This is a genomic window from Frigoribacterium sp. Leaf44 (genome assembly GCF_001421865.1).
In the GTDB taxonomy this organism is placed as follows: Bacteria; Actinomycetota; Actinomycetes; order Actinomycetales; family Microbacteriaceae; genus Frigoribacterium.
Window position 1 is genome coordinate 653,907 of the sequence record NZ_LMLG01000006.1, and the last position, 15,696, is coordinate 669,602.

13 protein-coding genes are annotated in these 15,696 nt (G+C 71.2%); 11 read left to right on the forward strand and 2 right to left on the reverse strand.

Annotated elements, in window-relative coordinates; translation table 11 throughout:
- The 8 genes from sucC to ASE87_RS11655 form a co-directional block, all read left to right on the forward strand.
- A partial coding sequence (sucC, locus tag ASE87_RS11620; protein ID WP_235472288.1) for an ADP-forming succinate--CoA ligase subunit beta occupies nucleotides 1-911 on the forward strand: 911 nt, incomplete at its 5' end.
- Nucleotides 912-926: 15 nt separating this feature from the next.
- Nucleotides 927-1,814: a succinate--CoA ligase subunit alpha gene (gene sucD / locus ASE87_RS11625; RefSeq protein WP_043594275.1), complete on the forward strand. Its 888-nt coding sequence runs from the start codon at nucleotides 927-929 to the stop codon at nucleotides 1,812-1,814.
- A gap of 199 nt (nucleotides 1,815-2,013) precedes the next feature.
- Nucleotides 2,014-3,387: a DUF6350 family protein gene (locus ASE87_RS11630; protein ID WP_235472289.1), complete on the forward strand. Its 1,374-nt coding sequence runs from the start codon at nucleotides 2,014-2,016 to the stop codon at nucleotides 3,385-3,387.
- A 67-nt stretch (nucleotides 3,388-3,454) separates the two neighbouring features.
- Nucleotides 3,455-4,048, forward strand: coding sequence for a phosphoribosylglycinamide formyltransferase (gene purN / locus ASE87_RS11635; RefSeq protein WP_043594273.1), 594 nt, complete (start codon nucleotides 3,455-3,457; stop codon nucleotides 4,046-4,048).
- Nucleotides 4,045-5,709 (forward strand): bifunctional phosphoribosylaminoimidazolecarboxamide formyltransferase/IMP cyclohydrolase, encoded by a 1,665-nt coding sequence (purH, locus tag ASE87_RS11640; protein WP_056228639.1) that lies wholly within the window; start codon nucleotides 4,045-4,047, stop codon nucleotides 5,707-5,709. Before purN ends, purH begins: the two co-directional genes overlap by 4 nt.
- Before the next feature lie 428 nt (nucleotides 5,710-6,137).
- Nucleotides 6,138-7,973 carry an ABC transporter ATP-binding protein gene (locus tag ASE87_RS11645; protein WP_056228642.1) on the forward strand — a complete coding sequence of 612 codons (1,836 nt, stop codon included), beginning with the start codon at nucleotides 6,138-6,140 and terminating at the stop codon, nucleotides 7,971-7,973.
- Nucleotides 7,970-9,895 (forward strand): ABC transporter ATP-binding protein, encoded by a 1,926-nt coding sequence (locus tag ASE87_RS11650; protein ID WP_082452572.1) that lies wholly within the window; start codon nucleotides 7,970-7,972, stop codon nucleotides 9,893-9,895. Before ASE87_RS11645 ends, ASE87_RS11650 begins: the two co-directional genes overlap by 4 nt.
- A gap of 41 nt (nucleotides 9,896-9,936) precedes the next feature.
- Complete coding sequence (locus ASE87_RS11655) at nucleotides 9,937-10,725, forward strand: GNAT family N-acetyltransferase (RefSeq protein ID WP_056228645.1); 789 nt, start codon at nucleotides 9,937-9,939, stop codon at nucleotides 10,723-10,725.
- A 125-nt stretch (nucleotides 10,726-10,850) separates the two neighbouring features.
- Here the strand turns inward: ASE87_RS11655 and ASE87_RS11660 are convergent, their stop codons facing one another.
- Nucleotides 10,851-11,231 carry an MGMT family protein gene (locus ASE87_RS11660; protein WP_082059889.1) on the reverse strand — a complete coding sequence of 127 codons (381 nt, stop codon included), beginning with the start codon at nucleotides 11,229-11,231 and terminating at the stop codon, nucleotides 10,851-10,853.
- Between the two features lie 25 nt (nucleotides 11,232-11,256).
- Nucleotides 11,257-11,727, reverse strand: coding sequence for an N-acetyltransferase (locus ASE87_RS11665; protein WP_043594266.1), 471 nt, complete (start codon nucleotides 11,725-11,727; stop codon nucleotides 11,257-11,259).
- A gap of 98 nt (nucleotides 11,728-11,825) precedes the next feature.
- On the opposite strand from ASE87_RS11665, the gene ASE87_RS11670 reads away from it, so the two are divergent.
- From ASE87_RS11670 to ASE87_RS11680, 3 genes are all read left to right on the forward strand, one after another.
- Complete coding sequence (locus tag ASE87_RS11670; RefSeq protein ID WP_056228648.1) at nucleotides 11,826-13,100, forward strand: ROK family transcriptional regulator; 1,275 nt, start codon at nucleotides 11,826-11,828, stop codon at nucleotides 13,098-13,100.
- A 214-nt stretch (nucleotides 13,101-13,314) separates the two neighbouring features.
- Nucleotides 13,315-14,703, forward strand: a complete 1,389-nt coding sequence (locus ASE87_RS11675) for an extracellular solute-binding protein (protein ID WP_056228650.1) — start codon at nucleotides 13,315-13,317, stop codon at nucleotides 14,701-14,703.
- Between the two features lie 4 nt (nucleotides 14,704-14,707).
- Entirely contained in the window at nucleotides 14,708-15,694 is a 987-nt protein-coding gene (locus tag ASE87_RS11680) for a carbohydrate ABC transporter permease (RefSeq protein WP_043594261.1), read from the forward strand.
- Nucleotides 15,695-15,696 lie beyond the last annotated feature (2 nt).

The window sequence follows — 15,696 nt, forward strand, 5'->3', positions numbered from 1 at the left end:
TCAAGCGCGTGATGATCGCGGGCGGCGCCCAGATCGCCCGCGAGTTCTACTTCTCGGTGCTGCTCGACCGCGCCAACCGCTCGTACCTCTCGCTCTGCAGCGTCGAGGGCGGCATGGAGATCGAGCAGCTCGCCGTGGAGAAGCCCGACGCGCTCGCCCGCATCGAGGTCGACCCCCGCGCGGGCATCGACCTGGCGAAGGCCACCGAGATCGCGAAGGCCGGCGGGTTCCCCGACGAGCTGATCGACAAGGTCGCCCCCGTGCTGGTGAAGCTCTACGCCGTCTACGAGGGCGAGGACGCGACGCTCGTCGAGGTCAACCCGCTCGTGCTCACCGAGCAGGGCGACATCGTCGCCCTCGACGGCAAGGTCTCGATCGACGAGAACGCCGAGTTCCGTCACCCCGGTCACGCCGAACTCGAGGACGCCGACGCGGCGGACCCGCTCGAGGCGAAGGCCAAGGCCGCCGGCCTCAACTACGTGAAGCTCGACGGCGAGGTCGGCATCATCGGCAACGGTGCAGGGCTCGTCATGTCGACGCTCGACGTCGTCGCCTACGCCGGCGAGGCGCACGGCGGCGTGAAGCCCGCCAACTTCCTCGACATCGGCGGCGGAGCGAGCGCCGAGGTCATGGCGGCGGGGCTCGACGTGATCCTGGGCGACGCCCAGGTCAAGAGCGTCTTCGTCAACGTCTTCGGCGGCATCACCGCCTGCGACGCCGTCGCCAACGGCATCGTCGCCGCGCTCGGCATCCTCGGCGACGCGGCCACCAAGCCGCTCGTCGTGCGCCTCGACGGCAACAACGTCGACGAGGGTCGACGCATCCTGGCGGAGGCGGCGCACCCGCTGGTCACCGTCGTCGCGACCATGGACGAGGCTGCCGACAAGGCCGCCGAGCTGGCTTCGAAGTAAGGACTGCACAGAACAATGTCGATCTTCCTCAACAAGGACAGCAAGGTCATCGTCCAGGGCATCACCGGCGGCGAGGGCACCAAGCACACGGCCCTCATGCTCAAGGCCGGCACGCAGGTCGTGGGTGGCGTCAACGCCCGCAAGGCCGGCACGACCGTCACCCACGGTGACGTCGAGCTGCCCGTCTTCGGCACCGTGACCGAGGCCGTCGCCGAGACCGGCGCGGACGTCTCGATCGTCTTCGTGCCGCCGGCGTTCGCCAAGGACGCCGTCGTCGAGGCCATCGAGGCCGAGGTGCCGCTCGTCGTCGTCATCACCGAGGGCATCCCGGTGCAGGACAGCGCCGAGTTCTGGGCGCTCGCCAAGGCCAAGGGCGGAACGACCCGCATCATCGGCCCGAACTGCCCCGGCATCATCACGCCCGGCGAGTCGCTGGTCGGCATCACGCCCGCCTCGATCTCGGGCTCGGGCCCCATCGGGCTCGTCTCGAAGTCGGGCACCCTGACGTACCAGATGATGTTCGAGCTGCGCGACCTCGGCTTCTCGACCGCCATCGGCATCGGCGGCGACCCGGTCATCGGCACGACCCACATCGACGCCCTCGAGGCGTTCGAGGCCGACCCCGACACCAAGGCGATCGTCATGATCGGCGAGATCGGCGGCGACGCCGAAGAGCGTGCCGCCGACTACATCAAGGCACACGTCACCAAGCCCGTCGTCGGCTACGTCGCGGGCTTCACCGCCCCCGAGGGCAAGACGATGGGCCACGCCGGAGCGATCGTGTCCGGCTCGGCCGGCACCGCGCAGGCCAAGAAAGAGGCGCTCGAGGCCGCCGGCGTCAAGGTCGGCAAGACGCCGAGCGAGACCGCGGCGCTGCTCCGCGAGGTCTACGCCTCCCTGTAGGAGCTGACCCGCGCCTCCTCGACGGGCGTGTTCGTCACGGCCGGTCGTCCTCGGACGCCCGGTCACGACGGACACGCCCGTCGTCGTGCGCGCGTCCCTGCGTGCGTGCGGGGGAGCGGTGCCGGTGCCGAGCGGCGTCGTCGTCGCGGGCGGCGGGGCAGCAGGCCGGCCCCGGTCGGCACCGGTACAGTCGCTCGCGATGAACCGCCCAGTCACCGCTCTCTTCTCCGCGCTCGAAGCCCTGCTCGTCGTGGCCATCGGCGTCGGCATCCCCCTCGTCGTGCTGACCTCGCTCTGGGCGTTCCAGTACGGCCTGCAGATCGACTGGGTCGTCTTCTGGCGCGCAGCCGTCGACTCGTGGCTCGTCGGGCACGGCGCCGACCTGACCGTCCAGCTCAGCGCGGACGCGGCCGCGGCGACCGGCATCCCCGGAGCGTACGCCCCCATCGTCGTCTCGATCGCCGCGCTCGGCTTCGCCCTCCTCACGGTGCTCATGGGCATCCGTGCCGGCCGCGCCGCCGCCGAGACGGCCCACCGTGTGACCGGCGTGCTCGTCACCATCGGCACCTTCGCCCTGTTGTCCCTCGCCCTGGCGGCCTCCGCGCAGCACGAGCTCGCACGCCCGTCGTTGTGGCAGGGCACGCTGCTGCCCGCGCTCGTCTACGCCGTGCCCGTCGTGGCCATGGCCGAGGTGACGCGTCGTCGTCGGGGCGAGTCCGCCGACCCGGTCACCGGTGCCGTCATCGGTCTGCTGTCACGACTGCCCGGGCAGGTGACCGGCATCGCGGCCGCCGGGTTGCGTCTCGGCGCCGTGGCCGCGTCGACCGTGCTCGCCGCGTCGTCCGTGATCGTCTCGGTGCTGATCGTGGCGAACTACGCCGAGATCATCACCCTGTACGAAGGCGCGCACGGCGGGTTCCTCGGCGGGCTCGCGCTGACGATCGGGCAGCTCGCCCTGCTGCCCGACGTCGTCGTCTGGGCGGCGTCGTGGCTGGTCGGCCCCGGCTTCGCCATCGGCACCGGGTCGTCGATCTCGCCCCTGGGCACCGCCGTCGGCCCGATGCCCGCGATCCCCTTCCTCGGCGCCCTGCCCACGGCAGACCTGACGTTCGGCTTCGTCGGGCTGCTGGTCCCGGTCGTCGCCGCGTACGTCTGCGCGACGTTGCTGAGGCCGCGGCTGCAGCGCATGCTCGCCGGGCACGGGGTCGACGACCTGGTCCGTCGCCTCGTCGTCGCGGTCGTCGGCGGGCTCGTCGGGGGAGTGCTGTTCGGCCTGCTCGCCTGGGCGGCCTCGGGCTCGGCCGGGCCCGGACGCCTGACCGACGTCGGACCCGACCCGCTGCTGGTCGGCGGGTTCGCGGCGCTCGAGTTCGCCGTCGCCGGCGTGCTGGCGATGGTCGTGAGCCCGCCGAGGTTCGCGGGTGATCGGGCCGTGACGACCAGGGACGGCTCCGATGCGAAGCGGCACGACGACCCGGTCGTCGACGACACCGCGCCGACGGGCCCTGTGCCCGTGACCACCCTGCGGCGCGACGGCGACGACACCGAGCGCATCGAGGGCATCACGCGCTGACGCCGTCGTCCGACGGGCCGCCCCCCACCGCCCCCGGCGCGCGCGCCCGGCCCGCTAGGCTTGCCGGGTGCTGAAGCTCGTGGTGCTCATCTCCGGTGGCGGCTCGAACCTCCGGGCGCTGCTCGAGGCCGCGAGCGACGCCGAGTACCCGGCCCGGGTGGTCGCCGTCGGTGCCGACCGCGAGGCCGACGGCTTCGAGCACGCCGAGCACTTCGGGGTGCCGACCTTCTCGGTCGCCTTCTCGAACTTCGCCGACCGTGCCGCCTGGGGTGACGAGCTGCTGGCCCGGATCGAGCAGTGGCAGCCCGACCTCGTGGTGCTCAGCGGGTTCATGCGGCTCGTGCCGCCGCGGGTCGTCGCCGCCCTCGCCCCGAACCTGATCAACACGCACCCCGCCTACCTGCCCGAGTTCCCCGGGGCGCACGGCGTCCGCGACGCCCTCGCGGCCGGGGTCGACCAGACCGGCGCCAGCGTGATCGTCGTCGACGAGGGCGTCGACAGCGGCCCGATCCTCGCGCAACGCCGCATCCCGGTGCTGCCCGGCGACGACGAGTCGTCGCTGCACGACCGCATCAAGGTCGTCGAGCGCGAACTGCTCGTCCAGACCGTGCTCGACATCGCCAACGGAACGACCACCCTCGAACAGGAGCCCACCGCATGAGCGGCCACGCCATCGACCCCAGCCTCTACCGCGACCGTGACGCCGTGCCCGTGCGACGGGCGCTGATCAGCGTCAGCGACAAGACGGGCCTGCTCGACCTGGCCGCCGCCCTGTCGGCCTCCGGCGTCGAGATCGTGTCGACCGGCTCGACCGCCCAGACCATCCGCGACGCCGGCCACGCCGTCACCGACGTCAGCAGCGTCACCGGCTTCCCCGAGTCGCTCGACGGCCGCGTGAAGACCCTGCACCCCGCCGTGCACGCCGGCATCCTCGCCGACCTGCGGCTCGAGTCGCACGAGGCGCAGCTGGCCGAGCTCGACATCGCCGCGTTCGAGCTCGTCGTCGTCAACCTCTACCCGTTCGTCGAGACCGTCGCATCGGGTGCCGACGTGCCGACCGTCATCGAGAACGTCGACATCGGCGGGCCCGCCATGGTGCGGGCCGCCGCGAAGAACCACGCCAACGTCGCCATCGTGGTCTCGCCGACGAACTACCCGCAGGTCGCGAAGGCGCTCACGCTCGGTGGCACGACCCTGGCCCAACGTCAGCGCCTGGCCGGCGAGGCCTTCGCCCACACGGCGGCGTACGACACGGCAGTCGCGGCGTACTTCGCCGCACACGTGGGTGTGCGCGCCGAGGCCGACGCGTCCGCCGCGGCGACCCGCGCCTCCTCGTTCGTCGTCGACGAGCAGGAGGCGCGGGCCGGCTTCGAGCCCACGGCCACCGTCTCGGCCGACTTGCAGCACACCCTCCGCTACGGTGAGAACTCCCACCAGGCCGCCGCGATCTACGCGACGCCCGGGGCGCACGGCATCGCGCAGGCGACGCAGCTGCACGGCAAAGAGATGTCGTACAACAACTACGTCGACGCGGACGCGGCCCTGCGTGCCGCGTACGACTTCGACGAGCCCGCCGTCGCGATCATCAAGCACGCGAACCCGTGCGGCATCGCCGTCGCCTCGCCCGACGCCGTCGACGCCATCGCAGACGCGCACCAGCGGGCGCACGCCTGCGACCCCGTCTCCGCCTTCGGCGGCGTCATCGCGGCCAACCGCCCGGTGACCCGCGCCATGGCCGAGACCGTCGCGGACATCTTCACCGAGGTCGTCATCGCCCCCGCGTTCGACCCCGAGGCCGTCGAGATCCTCAGCGCGAAGAAGAACATCCGCCTGCTGACCCTGCCTTCCGACTTCACCCGCGACGTCCGCGAGGTCAAGCAGATCTCGGGCGGCCTGCTGGTCCAGGACGCCGACCGGTTCGACGGGTTCACGTCCGACGGCTGGACGCTCGTCGCCGGCGACGAGGCCGACGCCGCGACGCGGGCCGACCTCGAGTTCGCCTGGAAGGCCTCGCGCGCCGTCAAGTCGAACGCCATCCTGCTCGCCTCGGGCGGAGCCTCGGTCGGTGTCGGCATGGGCCAGGTCAACCGCGTCGACTCGTGCCACCTGGCCGTCGACCGCGCCGGTGCCCGCGCCACCGGGTCGGTCGCCGCGTCCGACGCGTTCTTCCCGTTCGCCGACGGCCTGCAGGTGCTGCTCGACGCCGGCGTGGCCGCGGTGGTGCAGCCCGGCGGGTCGATCCGCGACGACGAGGTCGTCGCCGCGGCGAAGGCCGCCGGCGTGACCATGTACTTCACGGGCGAGCGCCACTTCTTCCACTAGGTCGTCGTCGACGAGGTCCCGGAGGCGCGGGTCGCGTCGTCCATGATTCCGAACGATTCCGTCTTGCGGCGGAGTCGACGGCACGCATATCCTGTAAGGCTGCTCACAGCCGGTCGGACACGACCGCACGGACGGACGACGACACTCAGGAGGACATGATGACGACGACGACACTGACCACGGTGGGCACGGCCACCGACGGTGCTCGCGTGGGTCGCGCCTCCTCGGCGTCTCCGAGCCCGGCGCCGATCAGCTAGACGAGACGGCCCGCCGCCCACCGGCACCACTTCGACACCTCCGCCCGGCGACGTCCCGGGCGCGACCGCGCGACCATGCGTCCTCCCGGACGGTCGCCGCACCACCTTTCTCCACAACGGGTCACCGCTCTGCGTTGTCGCCTGTGCCAGATCACGACACTTGGATCACCCATGTCTCAGAAGTCCTCGTCCGCCCGTCCGCCCGACACCGCGAAGCGTCCCTCGACGGTGCAGTCGCTCACCCGGCTGTACCCCTACGTCAAGCCGGCCCTGCCCCGCATCGTGCTGGGCATGGTCGCGGCCCTGCTCGCCGCCGTCGTCGCCCTGCTGATCCCCCTCGTCCTGCAGCTGCTCGTCGACGGCCCCCTGTCGAGTGGCGACCGGTCGCAGGTGTGGCCCGCCTTCGCCGTCGTGCTGGGTCTCGGCGTCGCCGAGGCGATCATGATCGGTGCTCGCCGCCGGCTGGTGCTCACACCGAGCACGCACGTCGAGGCGACCATGCGCAACGCCCTGTACGCCAAGCTCCAAGACCTGCCGGTGGCGTTCCACGACCGGTGGCAGAGCGGTCAGCTGCTCAGCCGGTCGGTCAGCGACCTGAGCCTCATCCGTCGCTGGCTCGCGTTCGGCGTCGTGCTGCTCGTGGTCAACGTGCTCACCATCGTCGTCGGATTCGTCGTGCTGTTCTGGTACAGCTGGGTGCTCGGCCTCGTCTTCCTCGTCGCGTCGCTGCCCGTGTTCTTCGTCAGTTTCGCCTTCGAGAAGCGGTACTCGATCGTCGCCCGTCGGTCCCAGGACCAGGTCGGCGACCTGGCGACCAGCGTGGAGGAGAGCGTGCACGGCATCCGGGTCCTCAAGGCCTTCGGTCGTGGCAAGCACTCGTTGCGCGAGTTCGCCAAGCAGGCCGAAGACCTCCGCGGGACCGAGATCGAGAAAGCCAAGGCCATCTCGAAGCTGTGGCTCTGGCTGCTGCTCGTCCCCGACGTGGCCTTCGCGCTGTGTCTGCTGGGCGGCGTCTGGCTCGCCGCCGACGGTCAGCTGACCGTCGGTCAGCTGTTCGCCTTCTTCGCGACCGCGACCGTGCTGCGTTGGCCGGTCGAGTCGATCGGCTTCCTGCTGTCGATGACCTTCGACACCCGCACGGCCGTCGACCGCTACTTCGAGGTGATGGACAGCGAGAACACGGTGACCGACCCCGAGAACCCGTCGACGATCGCCGAGCCCCACGGTCGTCTCGAGTTCAAGGGAACGCACTTCCGCTACCAGGACTCGCCGGCCCAGTTCTCCGACCTCGTCAACGGGGTCGACCTGGTCGTCGAGCCCGGCGAGACGATGGCCCTGGTCGGCCTCACCGGCTCGGGCAAGACCACGCTCCTGTCTCTCGTGTCGCGGCTCTACGACGTGACCGGTGGGCAGGTCCTGATCGACGGCGTCGACGTCCGTGACCTCAGCCGCGAAGAGCTCCGCCGTCACATCGGCATGGCGTTCGAGGACGCGACGCTGTTCAGCGCGTCCGTGCGTGACAACGTGCTGCTCGGCCGCCCCGACCTCGCCGACGACCCCGACGAGGCCGACCGGGTGATGCGCGAGGCCCTCGAGATCGCCCAGGCCGACTTCGTCGAGCGGCTGCCCGAGGGCGTCGACACCCGCGTGGGTGAAGAGGGCCTCAGCCTGTCCGGCGGCCAGCGTCAGCGCCTCGCGCTGGCACGCGCCATCGCCGCGCGCCCGGCCGTGCTGGTGCTCGACGACCCGTTGTCGGCCCTCGACGTCGACACCGAGGCGCGGGTCGAGGCCGGTCTGCGACGCGTGCTCGCGTCGACGACGTCCCTGATCGTCGCCCACCGACCGTCGACGGTCACCCTGGCCGACCGGGTCGCGCTGCTCGAGAACGGCACGGTCACCGCGGTGGGGCGGCACTCCGACCTCATCGCGAGCAACGAGCACTACCGCTACGTCATCTCGTCGCTCGACGACGACTCCACCACCAGCCGAGAGGAGGTGCTCGCATGACCGACACGACACTCGAGGACGACCGTCCCGACCGTCCGGCAGTCGCCGACGGCCCCGTCGAGCGCGAGGCGCTCGACGGACGAACCCCCGCCGAGAAGCGCGCCGAGCAGGGCTCGACGACGCAGGGCGTCCGCGGCGAGGAGCGCGAGAACTTCACCAAGGACGAGAGCAAGAGGCTGCGCCGTCGTTCGCTGCGCCTCCTCGGCTCGCTCGTGCACCCGCTGCGGTGGCGTCTCGCCCTGATGGGTGTCGTCGTCGTGATCAGCACGGCCTCGCAGGTCGCGGGGCCGGCCCTGATCGCGATCGGCATCGACACCGCCCTGCCGGCCCTGATGGACGACCAGGACTGGGCACCGGCGATCCTCGTCGTGGTCGCCTACCTGGTGACCGGCGTGATCGGTGCGGTGCTGATGGCGCAGTACACGGTGCTGTCGGCGCGCATCAGCCAAGCGATCCTGTTCGACCTGCGCAAGCGGCTGTTCCTGCACACGCAGCGGCTCAGCCTCGAGTTCCACGAGACGTACACGTCGGGCCGGATCATCTCGCGCCAGACGAGCGACCTGGACTCGATCCGCGAGCTGCTCGACTCGGGCATCAACCAGCTCGTGTCGGGCCTGCTGTACATGGTCTTCACCGCCGTCGCCCTGGTCGCGCTCGACCCGCAGAGCGGCCTCGTCCTCGCCGTGGCCCTCGTGCCGCTCGTGGCGTTGACCCGGTGGTTCCAGGTGCGTTCGCAGAAGCTGTTCCGGGCCACCCGCGTCACGAGCGCCCGCGTCATCGTGCACTTCGTCGAGACGATGACGGGCATGCGCGCGGTGCAGGCCTTCCGCAAGGAGGCGCGCAACGAGAAGGAGTACGCCGGTCACGTCGAGGACTACCGGCAGGCCAACTCGAAGGTGTTCACGCTGTTCGGCACCTTCGACCCGGGCCTGGTGCTCATCGGCAACGCGACCCTAGCGGCGGTCGTGCTGTTCGGCGGCTTCCGGGTGATCGACGGCTCGCTCGAGATCGGCGCCCTGCTGGCGGTGGCGCTCTACGCGAAGCGGTTCTTCGACCCGGCCGAAGAGATGGCCATGTTCTACAACGGCTACCAGTCGGCGTCCGCCGCGCTCGAGAAGATCTCGGGCGTGCTCGAGGAGCAGCCCAGCGTGCCCGACCCGACGCGCCCGGTCGACCTGTGGGACGCCAAGGGGCAGGTGCACTTCGACGACGTCGAGTTCGCCTACAACGCCGACACGGTCGTCCTGCCCGGCTTCGACCTCCACGTGCCCGCGGGGCAGACCATCGCCCTCGTCGGGTCGACGGGGGCGGGCAAGTCGACGTTGGCGAAGCTCATCTCGCGCTTCTACGACCCGACGCGCGGAGCGGTGACGCTCGACGGCGTCGACCTGCGCGACCTGCACCCGAAAGACCTCCGCCGGGCGATCGTCATGGTCACGCAAGAGGCGTACCTCTTCTCGGGTTCGGTGGCCGACAACATCTCGCTCGGCAAGCCCGACGCGACGCGTGACGAGATCGTGCGCGCGGCGAAGGCGGTCGGGGCGCACGAGTTCATCGAGGCCCTGCCCGACGGATACGACACCGACGTGAACAAGCGCGGCGGCCGTGTGTCGGCCGGGCAACGCCAGTTGCTCTCGTTCGCCCGGGCGTTCATCGCGGACCCGAGCGTGCTGATCCTGGACGAGGCGACGGCGTCGCTCGACATCCCGTCCGAGCGCATGGTGCAGGAGGCGTTGCAGACCCTGCTCGCCGACCGCACCGCGGTCATCATCGCGCACCGCCTGTCGACGGTCGCGATCGCCGACCGGGTCCTCGTCATGGAGCACGGCAAGATCGTCGAGGACGGCACCCCCGACGACCTGATCGCGGGCACCGGCCGCTTCGCGCAGCTGCACGCCGCCTGGCGTGACTCGCTCGTGTGAGATCGCGGCTCGGCCGACGTGGTCCCGCTAGCGTGGCCCCGATGACCGACGCGACGAGCTACCTGCAGGCCTACGACGAGCAACTCCGCACCGACGCCGAGACGCCGAGCGCGCTCGCCGTGACCCGGCACGGTCCGCTGCGGCTCGTCACCTTCGCCGGTGGCCGCGGGTTCGTCACCTACCGTGACCTCGGCGGAGCGGACGCCGAGGCGGTGCGCGCGCTCGTGGCCGCCGCCGTCGAGCACTTCGACGCCGACGCCGAGATCACCCGGGTCGAATGGAAGACCCGGGGGCACGATCGGGCGCCCGGGTTGCACGACGCGCTCGTGGCCTCGGGCTTCGAGCCGGGCGAGCCCGAGTCGATCATGATCGGGCCGCTCACGGCGTTGGCGGGGCTCGGCGACGCGCCCGAGGGAGTGACGGTCCGTCGGGTCACCACCGAGGCGGACGTGCGGGCGATGAGCGCGATGGTCGACGAGGCGTTCGGCGAAGCGGTCGACGCACGGATGGCCGACGCGCTGCTCTCGCGACTTGCCCGCGGCGACGGCATGGAGCTCTGGGTCGCCGAGGTCGACGGCCGGATGGTCTGCGGTGGTCGACTCGAGCCCGTCCCCGGCACGGACTTCGTCGGCATCTGGGGCGGCGCCACCCTCGAGGCGTATCGTCACCGGGGCATCTACCGGGCGCTGACCGCGGCGCGGGCGCGCTCCGCCCTCGCGCAGGGCAAGACCCTCGTTCACAGCGACTCGACCGACGACTCGCGTCCGATCCTCGAACGGTCGGGCCTGGTCGCCGTGTCGACGACGACCCCGTACGACCGGACGCGCTGAGGCCACCGAGTCACGGCGGGCGAGTCCGGGGGAGTCGGGCGGTCGTGGCCGACCGTCTCCGACGAACTCGCCCGTTCCGGCCACAAGCCGTCGGCCCGGCCCGGCGCGGCCCGGGCAGCACCCGGTCAGGGACGGTGGGAGGCGCGCTCCAGATCGACACGGAAGCCACCCGACCGGCTCCACAGCAGAGGCGTGCCCTCGACGCGGTACTGCTCGAGGGCGCGCTGCTCGTGGTCGCGCGGGGCATGGCCCGAGGCGCGGATCACGCGCCACCAGGGCAGGTCGGCCCCAGCGTACGCCATCACCTGGCCGACGGCGCGGGAGGCCCGCGACCCGAGGGCAGCCGCGACCGATCCGTAGGTCATCACCTGGCCCGGCGGGATCGACTCGACCACGGCGATCACCCGCGAGGCGAAGTCGTCGGGGTGGGGCCCGGAGTCGAGCCCGGGCGCGGGGTCGTCACCGGCCGCGGGGACATCACCGGGGGTGGACGCGTCCGGCGTCACGACCTCGGCCTCACGTGGTGCCGACTCAGACCTGCGACGACGCCAGCGTCAGCCCCGCGACGTGCTCGCCGTAGGGCGTCTCGCCGATGACCTCGAAGCCGATGTGGTGGAAGAAGTCCTCGGGCCCGTCGTCGCCCGGCTCGTAGATGACGGTGACCCGGTCGAAGCCGCGGCTGCGGGCCTCGTCGGCGAGGGCGTGCACGGCGAACCGTCCGATGCCCCGGCCCTGGGCGTCGGCCTCGACGTTGATGCGCCAGATGCAGCTGCGCAGCGCCTCGTCGTCGGCCTCGGCGTCGAAGTTGCCCATGATGAAGCCGACGACCGTGTCGTCGTCGTCCACGACGACGCGGGGCCAGGCGGTGGTCGGGTTGACGTAGGCCTCGGCGATCGAGTGCGAGACGGGTGCGACGAACTGCTCTTGCCCCGGCTTCAGGGTGAGGTTGTTGGCCGCGACGACGGTGGCGGCGGACAGTTCTTCGAGGCGCAGTCCAGACATGGGTTCAGGGTAACGGGGCGTCCCGACGGGCACCACCGCCGGGCGGATGACGGGCTGCGGTGCGCGCGCGACCCCCGACGTCGTGGATGATGACGAGAATGAACCGCGGGACGAACCTGCCGGCGATCGGCGGCTACAACCGGTCGGTGGTGCTCGACGCCATCCGGCGGGAGGCGGCGGGCCTCAGCCGGACCGAGATCGCCGGGCGCACCGGACTCAGCCCCCAGGCGGTGACGAACGTCTCGCGCCGGCTGATCGAGGCGGGTCTCATCCGCGAGAGCGGCACCGTGATCAGCGGCCCCGGCAAGCCGCGCACCATGCTGCAGCTCGAGTCCCGGGGGCGCTTCGCGGTCGGCGTGCACGTCGACCCCGCCGTGTTGACGTTCGTGCTGCTCGACCTCGTCGGCACGGTCGTCGCCCACGCACGCGAGCTGACCCCGTCCGCCAGCGAACCCGACGAGGTGGTGGCCTTGATGGCGCGGGCCATCGACGGGCTGGTCGTCACGAGCGGCGTCGACCGCGAGCTGCTGCTCGGGGTCGGCATCGCGTCGCCGGGCCCGGTCGACATCGGGCCCGGCCTCGTGCTCGATCCGCCGATGATGCCGCTCTGGCGGCACGTGCCGCTGCGTCGGGCGCTCAGCGAGGCGACCGGTCTGCCGGTGCTGCTCGAGAAGGACGTCACGGCCTGCGCGGTCGCCGAGCTGTGGCTCAGCGACGGAGGCGCGGGTGAGCGCAGCGACTTCGCCTTCGTCTACTACGGCACCGGTTACGGCACCGGACTCGTGCTGGGCGGCGACGTGCTGCGCGGGGCCAGTGCGAACGCGGGGGACTCGGGGCACGTGATGGTCGACGACCACGGTCACCGCTGCACCTGCGGGCGCATCGGCTGCGTGGGCGAACTGATCACGCCGCACGCCCTCGTGCGCGAGGCCGTCGACGCGGGCGTGCTGGCCGAGGGGGACGTCTCGGACGAGGCGCTCGCCGAGGCGGCGCGCAGCGGGGACGACGTCGACATGCGCCGCATCGACGAGGCGTTCGGCGCCCTGGTCGGCAAGGCCGACCTGGGTGACGCCGGCGCCCTCGGGGTGCTGCACGGCGCGGGCCGGCACCTCGCGCGGGCCCTCGTGACCATCGTCAACCTGCTCGACCTCGACGAGGTCGTCTTCGGCGGCCCGTTCTGGGCGCCGCTGTCGCGGCACGTCCTCGCGGTGCTGCCGGCCGCGCTCCGCGACGACCCGGCGCTCATCCCGAAACACCCGATCCGGCTCGTCGAGTCGTCGATCGGCATCGACGTCGCGGCTGTCGGAGCCGCCTGCCTGGTGCTCGACCAGACGTTCTCGCCGCGACCGTCCGCCCTGCTGATCCGCGCCTGACGGGGCCGACCCGCGCCTCCTCGGGGGCCGACCCGCGCCTGACGGGGCCGACCCACGCCTCCTCGGAAGCCGACCCGCGCCTCCTCGGCTCGGCTGCCGTTACCGGACCGATGCCGTCCGGCGTCTTGACACGAGTTACTCCATACGATGTAGTAATCGAATCGCGGTCGGGCAGAGCAGCCCGACGCCGACGCGACTGGAGCAAAGGAGCACCATGTCACGCACGTTCACCTCGGCCCGGGGGCGCAAGCGCGCACTGGCCGTCGCCGCCGCGGCTGTCGCCACGGCCCTGCTGGCCTCGGGTTGCTCGGGGGGTGCCGGCAGCGGCGACTCCGACACGATCAAGGTCGCGTACCAGAAGTTCGGGACGTTCACCCAGATGGACGCCCACATGAAGGAGACCGCGAAGACCTTCGAGGCGGCCAACCCCGGCATGAAGGTCGAGTTCGTGCCCATCGCGGCGCAGAACGACGACTACTTCACCAAGCTCGCGCTGATGAACCGGTCGGCGGCCACCGCGCCCGACGTCATGTACGAGGACACCTTCAAGGTCAAGAGCGACGCGGCGGCCGGCTACCTGCTGCCGCTCGACGAGTACACCGACGCGTGGGAGGACTGGGACGCGTTCTACGACAACGCCAAAGAGGCCGGCGTCGGCGAGGACGGCAAGACCTACGGCATCCCGATGGGCACCGACACCCGGGCGCTCTGGTACAACAAGGACCTCTTCGCGCAGGCCGGCCTGCCCGTGCCGTGGGAGCCGAAGACCTGGCAGGACGTGCTCGACGCGGCCGAGACGGTCAAGGCGAAGGTGCCCGACGTGGTCCCGCTGAACGTCTACTCGGGCAAGCCGCAGGGTGAGGGCGCGACGATGCAGGGCTTCGAGATGCTGCTCTACGGCACGCCGACCGGCACCCTCTACGACGACGAGACCGGCAAGTGGCTCACCGACTCGCAGGGCTTCGTCGACTCGCTCGGCTTCATCCAGGACGTGTACCAGGGCGGCATCGGACCGAAACCCGAGGAGGCGCTGGACACCAACATCGCCACCATCGTCGGTGGGGAATGGCTCCCGCAGGGCAAGCTCGCGATCGCCCTCGACGGATCGTGGATGAGCGGCACCTGGCTCGAGACCGGCACCAACCCGTGGCCCGAGTGGAACGACGTGATGGGCCAGGCGCCCATGCCCACCCAGGACGGCGCGAAGCCGGGTGCGACGAGCATGTCGGGCGGCTGGACGCTGGCCGTCGGCTCGAAGACCAAGAACCCCGACAAGGCGTTCGAGTTCATCGCCGACGCCCTCGACAAGGACGGTTCGCAGAGCTACGACATCGCCGCCAGCCAGATCGCGGTGCGCAGCGACGTCGCGGAGGACCCCGAGTACGTCGGCAGCAACCCGACCTTCGAGTTCTTCTCGTCGATCGTGCCGGTGACGCACTTCCGTCCGGCGACCACCGACTACAGCCGCATCTCGAACGAGATCACGGTCGCGATGGAGGCCGTCATGACCGGGCAGCAGACGCCCGAGGAGGCGGCGGCCGCGTTCGACGACCAACTGGTCGGCATCGTCGGTGAGGACCAGACGCAGAAGGCGGGGGATTAGCCACATGGCGACCATCGCCCCCACCCCGGTCGGCCGCGAGAGCGGCCGACCGGGGGCCTCCGGGCCCGGCCCCGGGCCCCACGGCGAGAAGCCGGGTCGCCGGGCGGGGGCCTCGAAGGCGCGCGCCCTGCGCACCGGCGCCCGCACCCTGCCGCTCGTCCCGGCCTTCGTCCTGCTGGCCCTGTTCCTGCTGGGGCCCGTCATCTCGAGCTTCTACGGCTCGTTCACCGACGCCTCGCTGACCGGCTACGCCGCCGGCGGCTCGGAGTTCATCGGGTTCCGCAACTACACCGAGCTGTTCGCCGACCCGGACTTCCCGAAGTCGGTGCTGCTGACGCTCGCCTTCGTCTTCTTCTCGGCCGTGGTGGGCCAGAACGTCGTCGGTCTGGGGCTCGCGCTGCTGATGCGGAACGGCCACAAGGTCGTGCGCTCGATCGTCGGCACGTTCGTGATCGCCGCGTGGGTGCTGCCCGAGATCGTCGCCGCCTTCGCGGCGTACGCATTCTTCAACGACGCGGGCACGCTCAACACGGTCCTGTCGTGGTTCGGCATCACGGGCGCCAACTGGCTCTACGCGATGCCGATGCTCTCGGTGATCCTCGCCAACATCTGGCGCGGCGCCGCGTTCTCGATGCTCGTCTACTCGGCGGCGGTGCAGGAGGTGCCCCCCGAGATCACCGAGTCGGCGGAGGTCGACGGCGCCACCGGCTGGCAACGCCTGGTCTACATCACGCTGCCGGTGATCCGACGCAGCATCTCGACCAACCTCATGCTGACCACGTTGCAGACGCTCTCGGTCTTCACCCTGATCTACGTGATGACGGGCGGCGGGCCCGGCGTGAACAGCACGACCCTGCCGATCCTGGCCTACCAAGAGGCCTTCCAGTTCTCGCAGCTGGGCTTCGGCACGGCCATCGCCACGATCATGCTGCTCGTCGGCGCAGTCTTCTCGATCATCTACATCAGGGCCCTGAAACCGGAGGTCGACTGACC

What these genes read in the sequence shown, in the direction of transcription:
- sucD (WP_043594275.1), top strand. Translation starts at nt 927, where the DNA reads ATGTCGATCTTCCTCAACAAGGACAGCAAGGTCATCGTCCAGGGCATC.
- ASE87_RS11630 (WP_235472289.1), top strand. Translation starts at nt 2,014, where the DNA reads ATGAACCGCCCAGTCACCGCTCTCTTCTCCGCGCTCGAAGCCCTGCTC.
- purH (WP_056228639.1), top strand. Translation starts at nt 4,045, where the DNA reads ATGAGCGGCCACGCCATCGACCCCAGCCTCTACCGCGACCGTGACGCC.
- ASE87_RS11645 (WP_056228642.1), top strand. Translation starts at nt 6,138, where the DNA reads ATGTCTCAGAAGTCCTCGTCCGCCCGTCCGCCCGACACCGCGAAGCGT.
- ASE87_RS11650 (WP_082452572.1), top strand. Translation starts at nt 7,970, where the DNA reads ATGACCGACACGACACTCGAGGACGACCGTCCCGACCGTCCGGCAGTC.
- ASE87_RS11655 (WP_056228645.1), top strand. Translation starts at nt 9,937, where the DNA reads ATGACCGACGCGACGAGCTACCTGCAGGCCTACGACGAGCAACTCCGC.
- ASE87_RS11665 (WP_043594266.1), bottom strand. Translation starts at nt 11,727, where the DNA reads ATGTCTGGACTGCGCCTCGAAGAACTGTCCGCCGCCACCGTCGTCGCG.
- ASE87_RS11670 (WP_056228648.1), top strand. Translation starts at nt 11,826, where the DNA reads ATGAACCGCGGGACGAACCTGCCGGCGATCGGCGGCTACAACCGGTCG.
- ASE87_RS11675 (WP_056228650.1), top strand. Translation starts at nt 13,315, where the DNA reads ATGTCACGCACGTTCACCTCGGCCCGGGGGCGCAAGCGCGCACTGGCC.
- ASE87_RS11680 (WP_043594261.1), top strand. Translation starts at nt 14,708, where the DNA reads ATGGCGACCATCGCCCCCACCCCGGTCGGCCGCGAGAGCGGCCGACCG.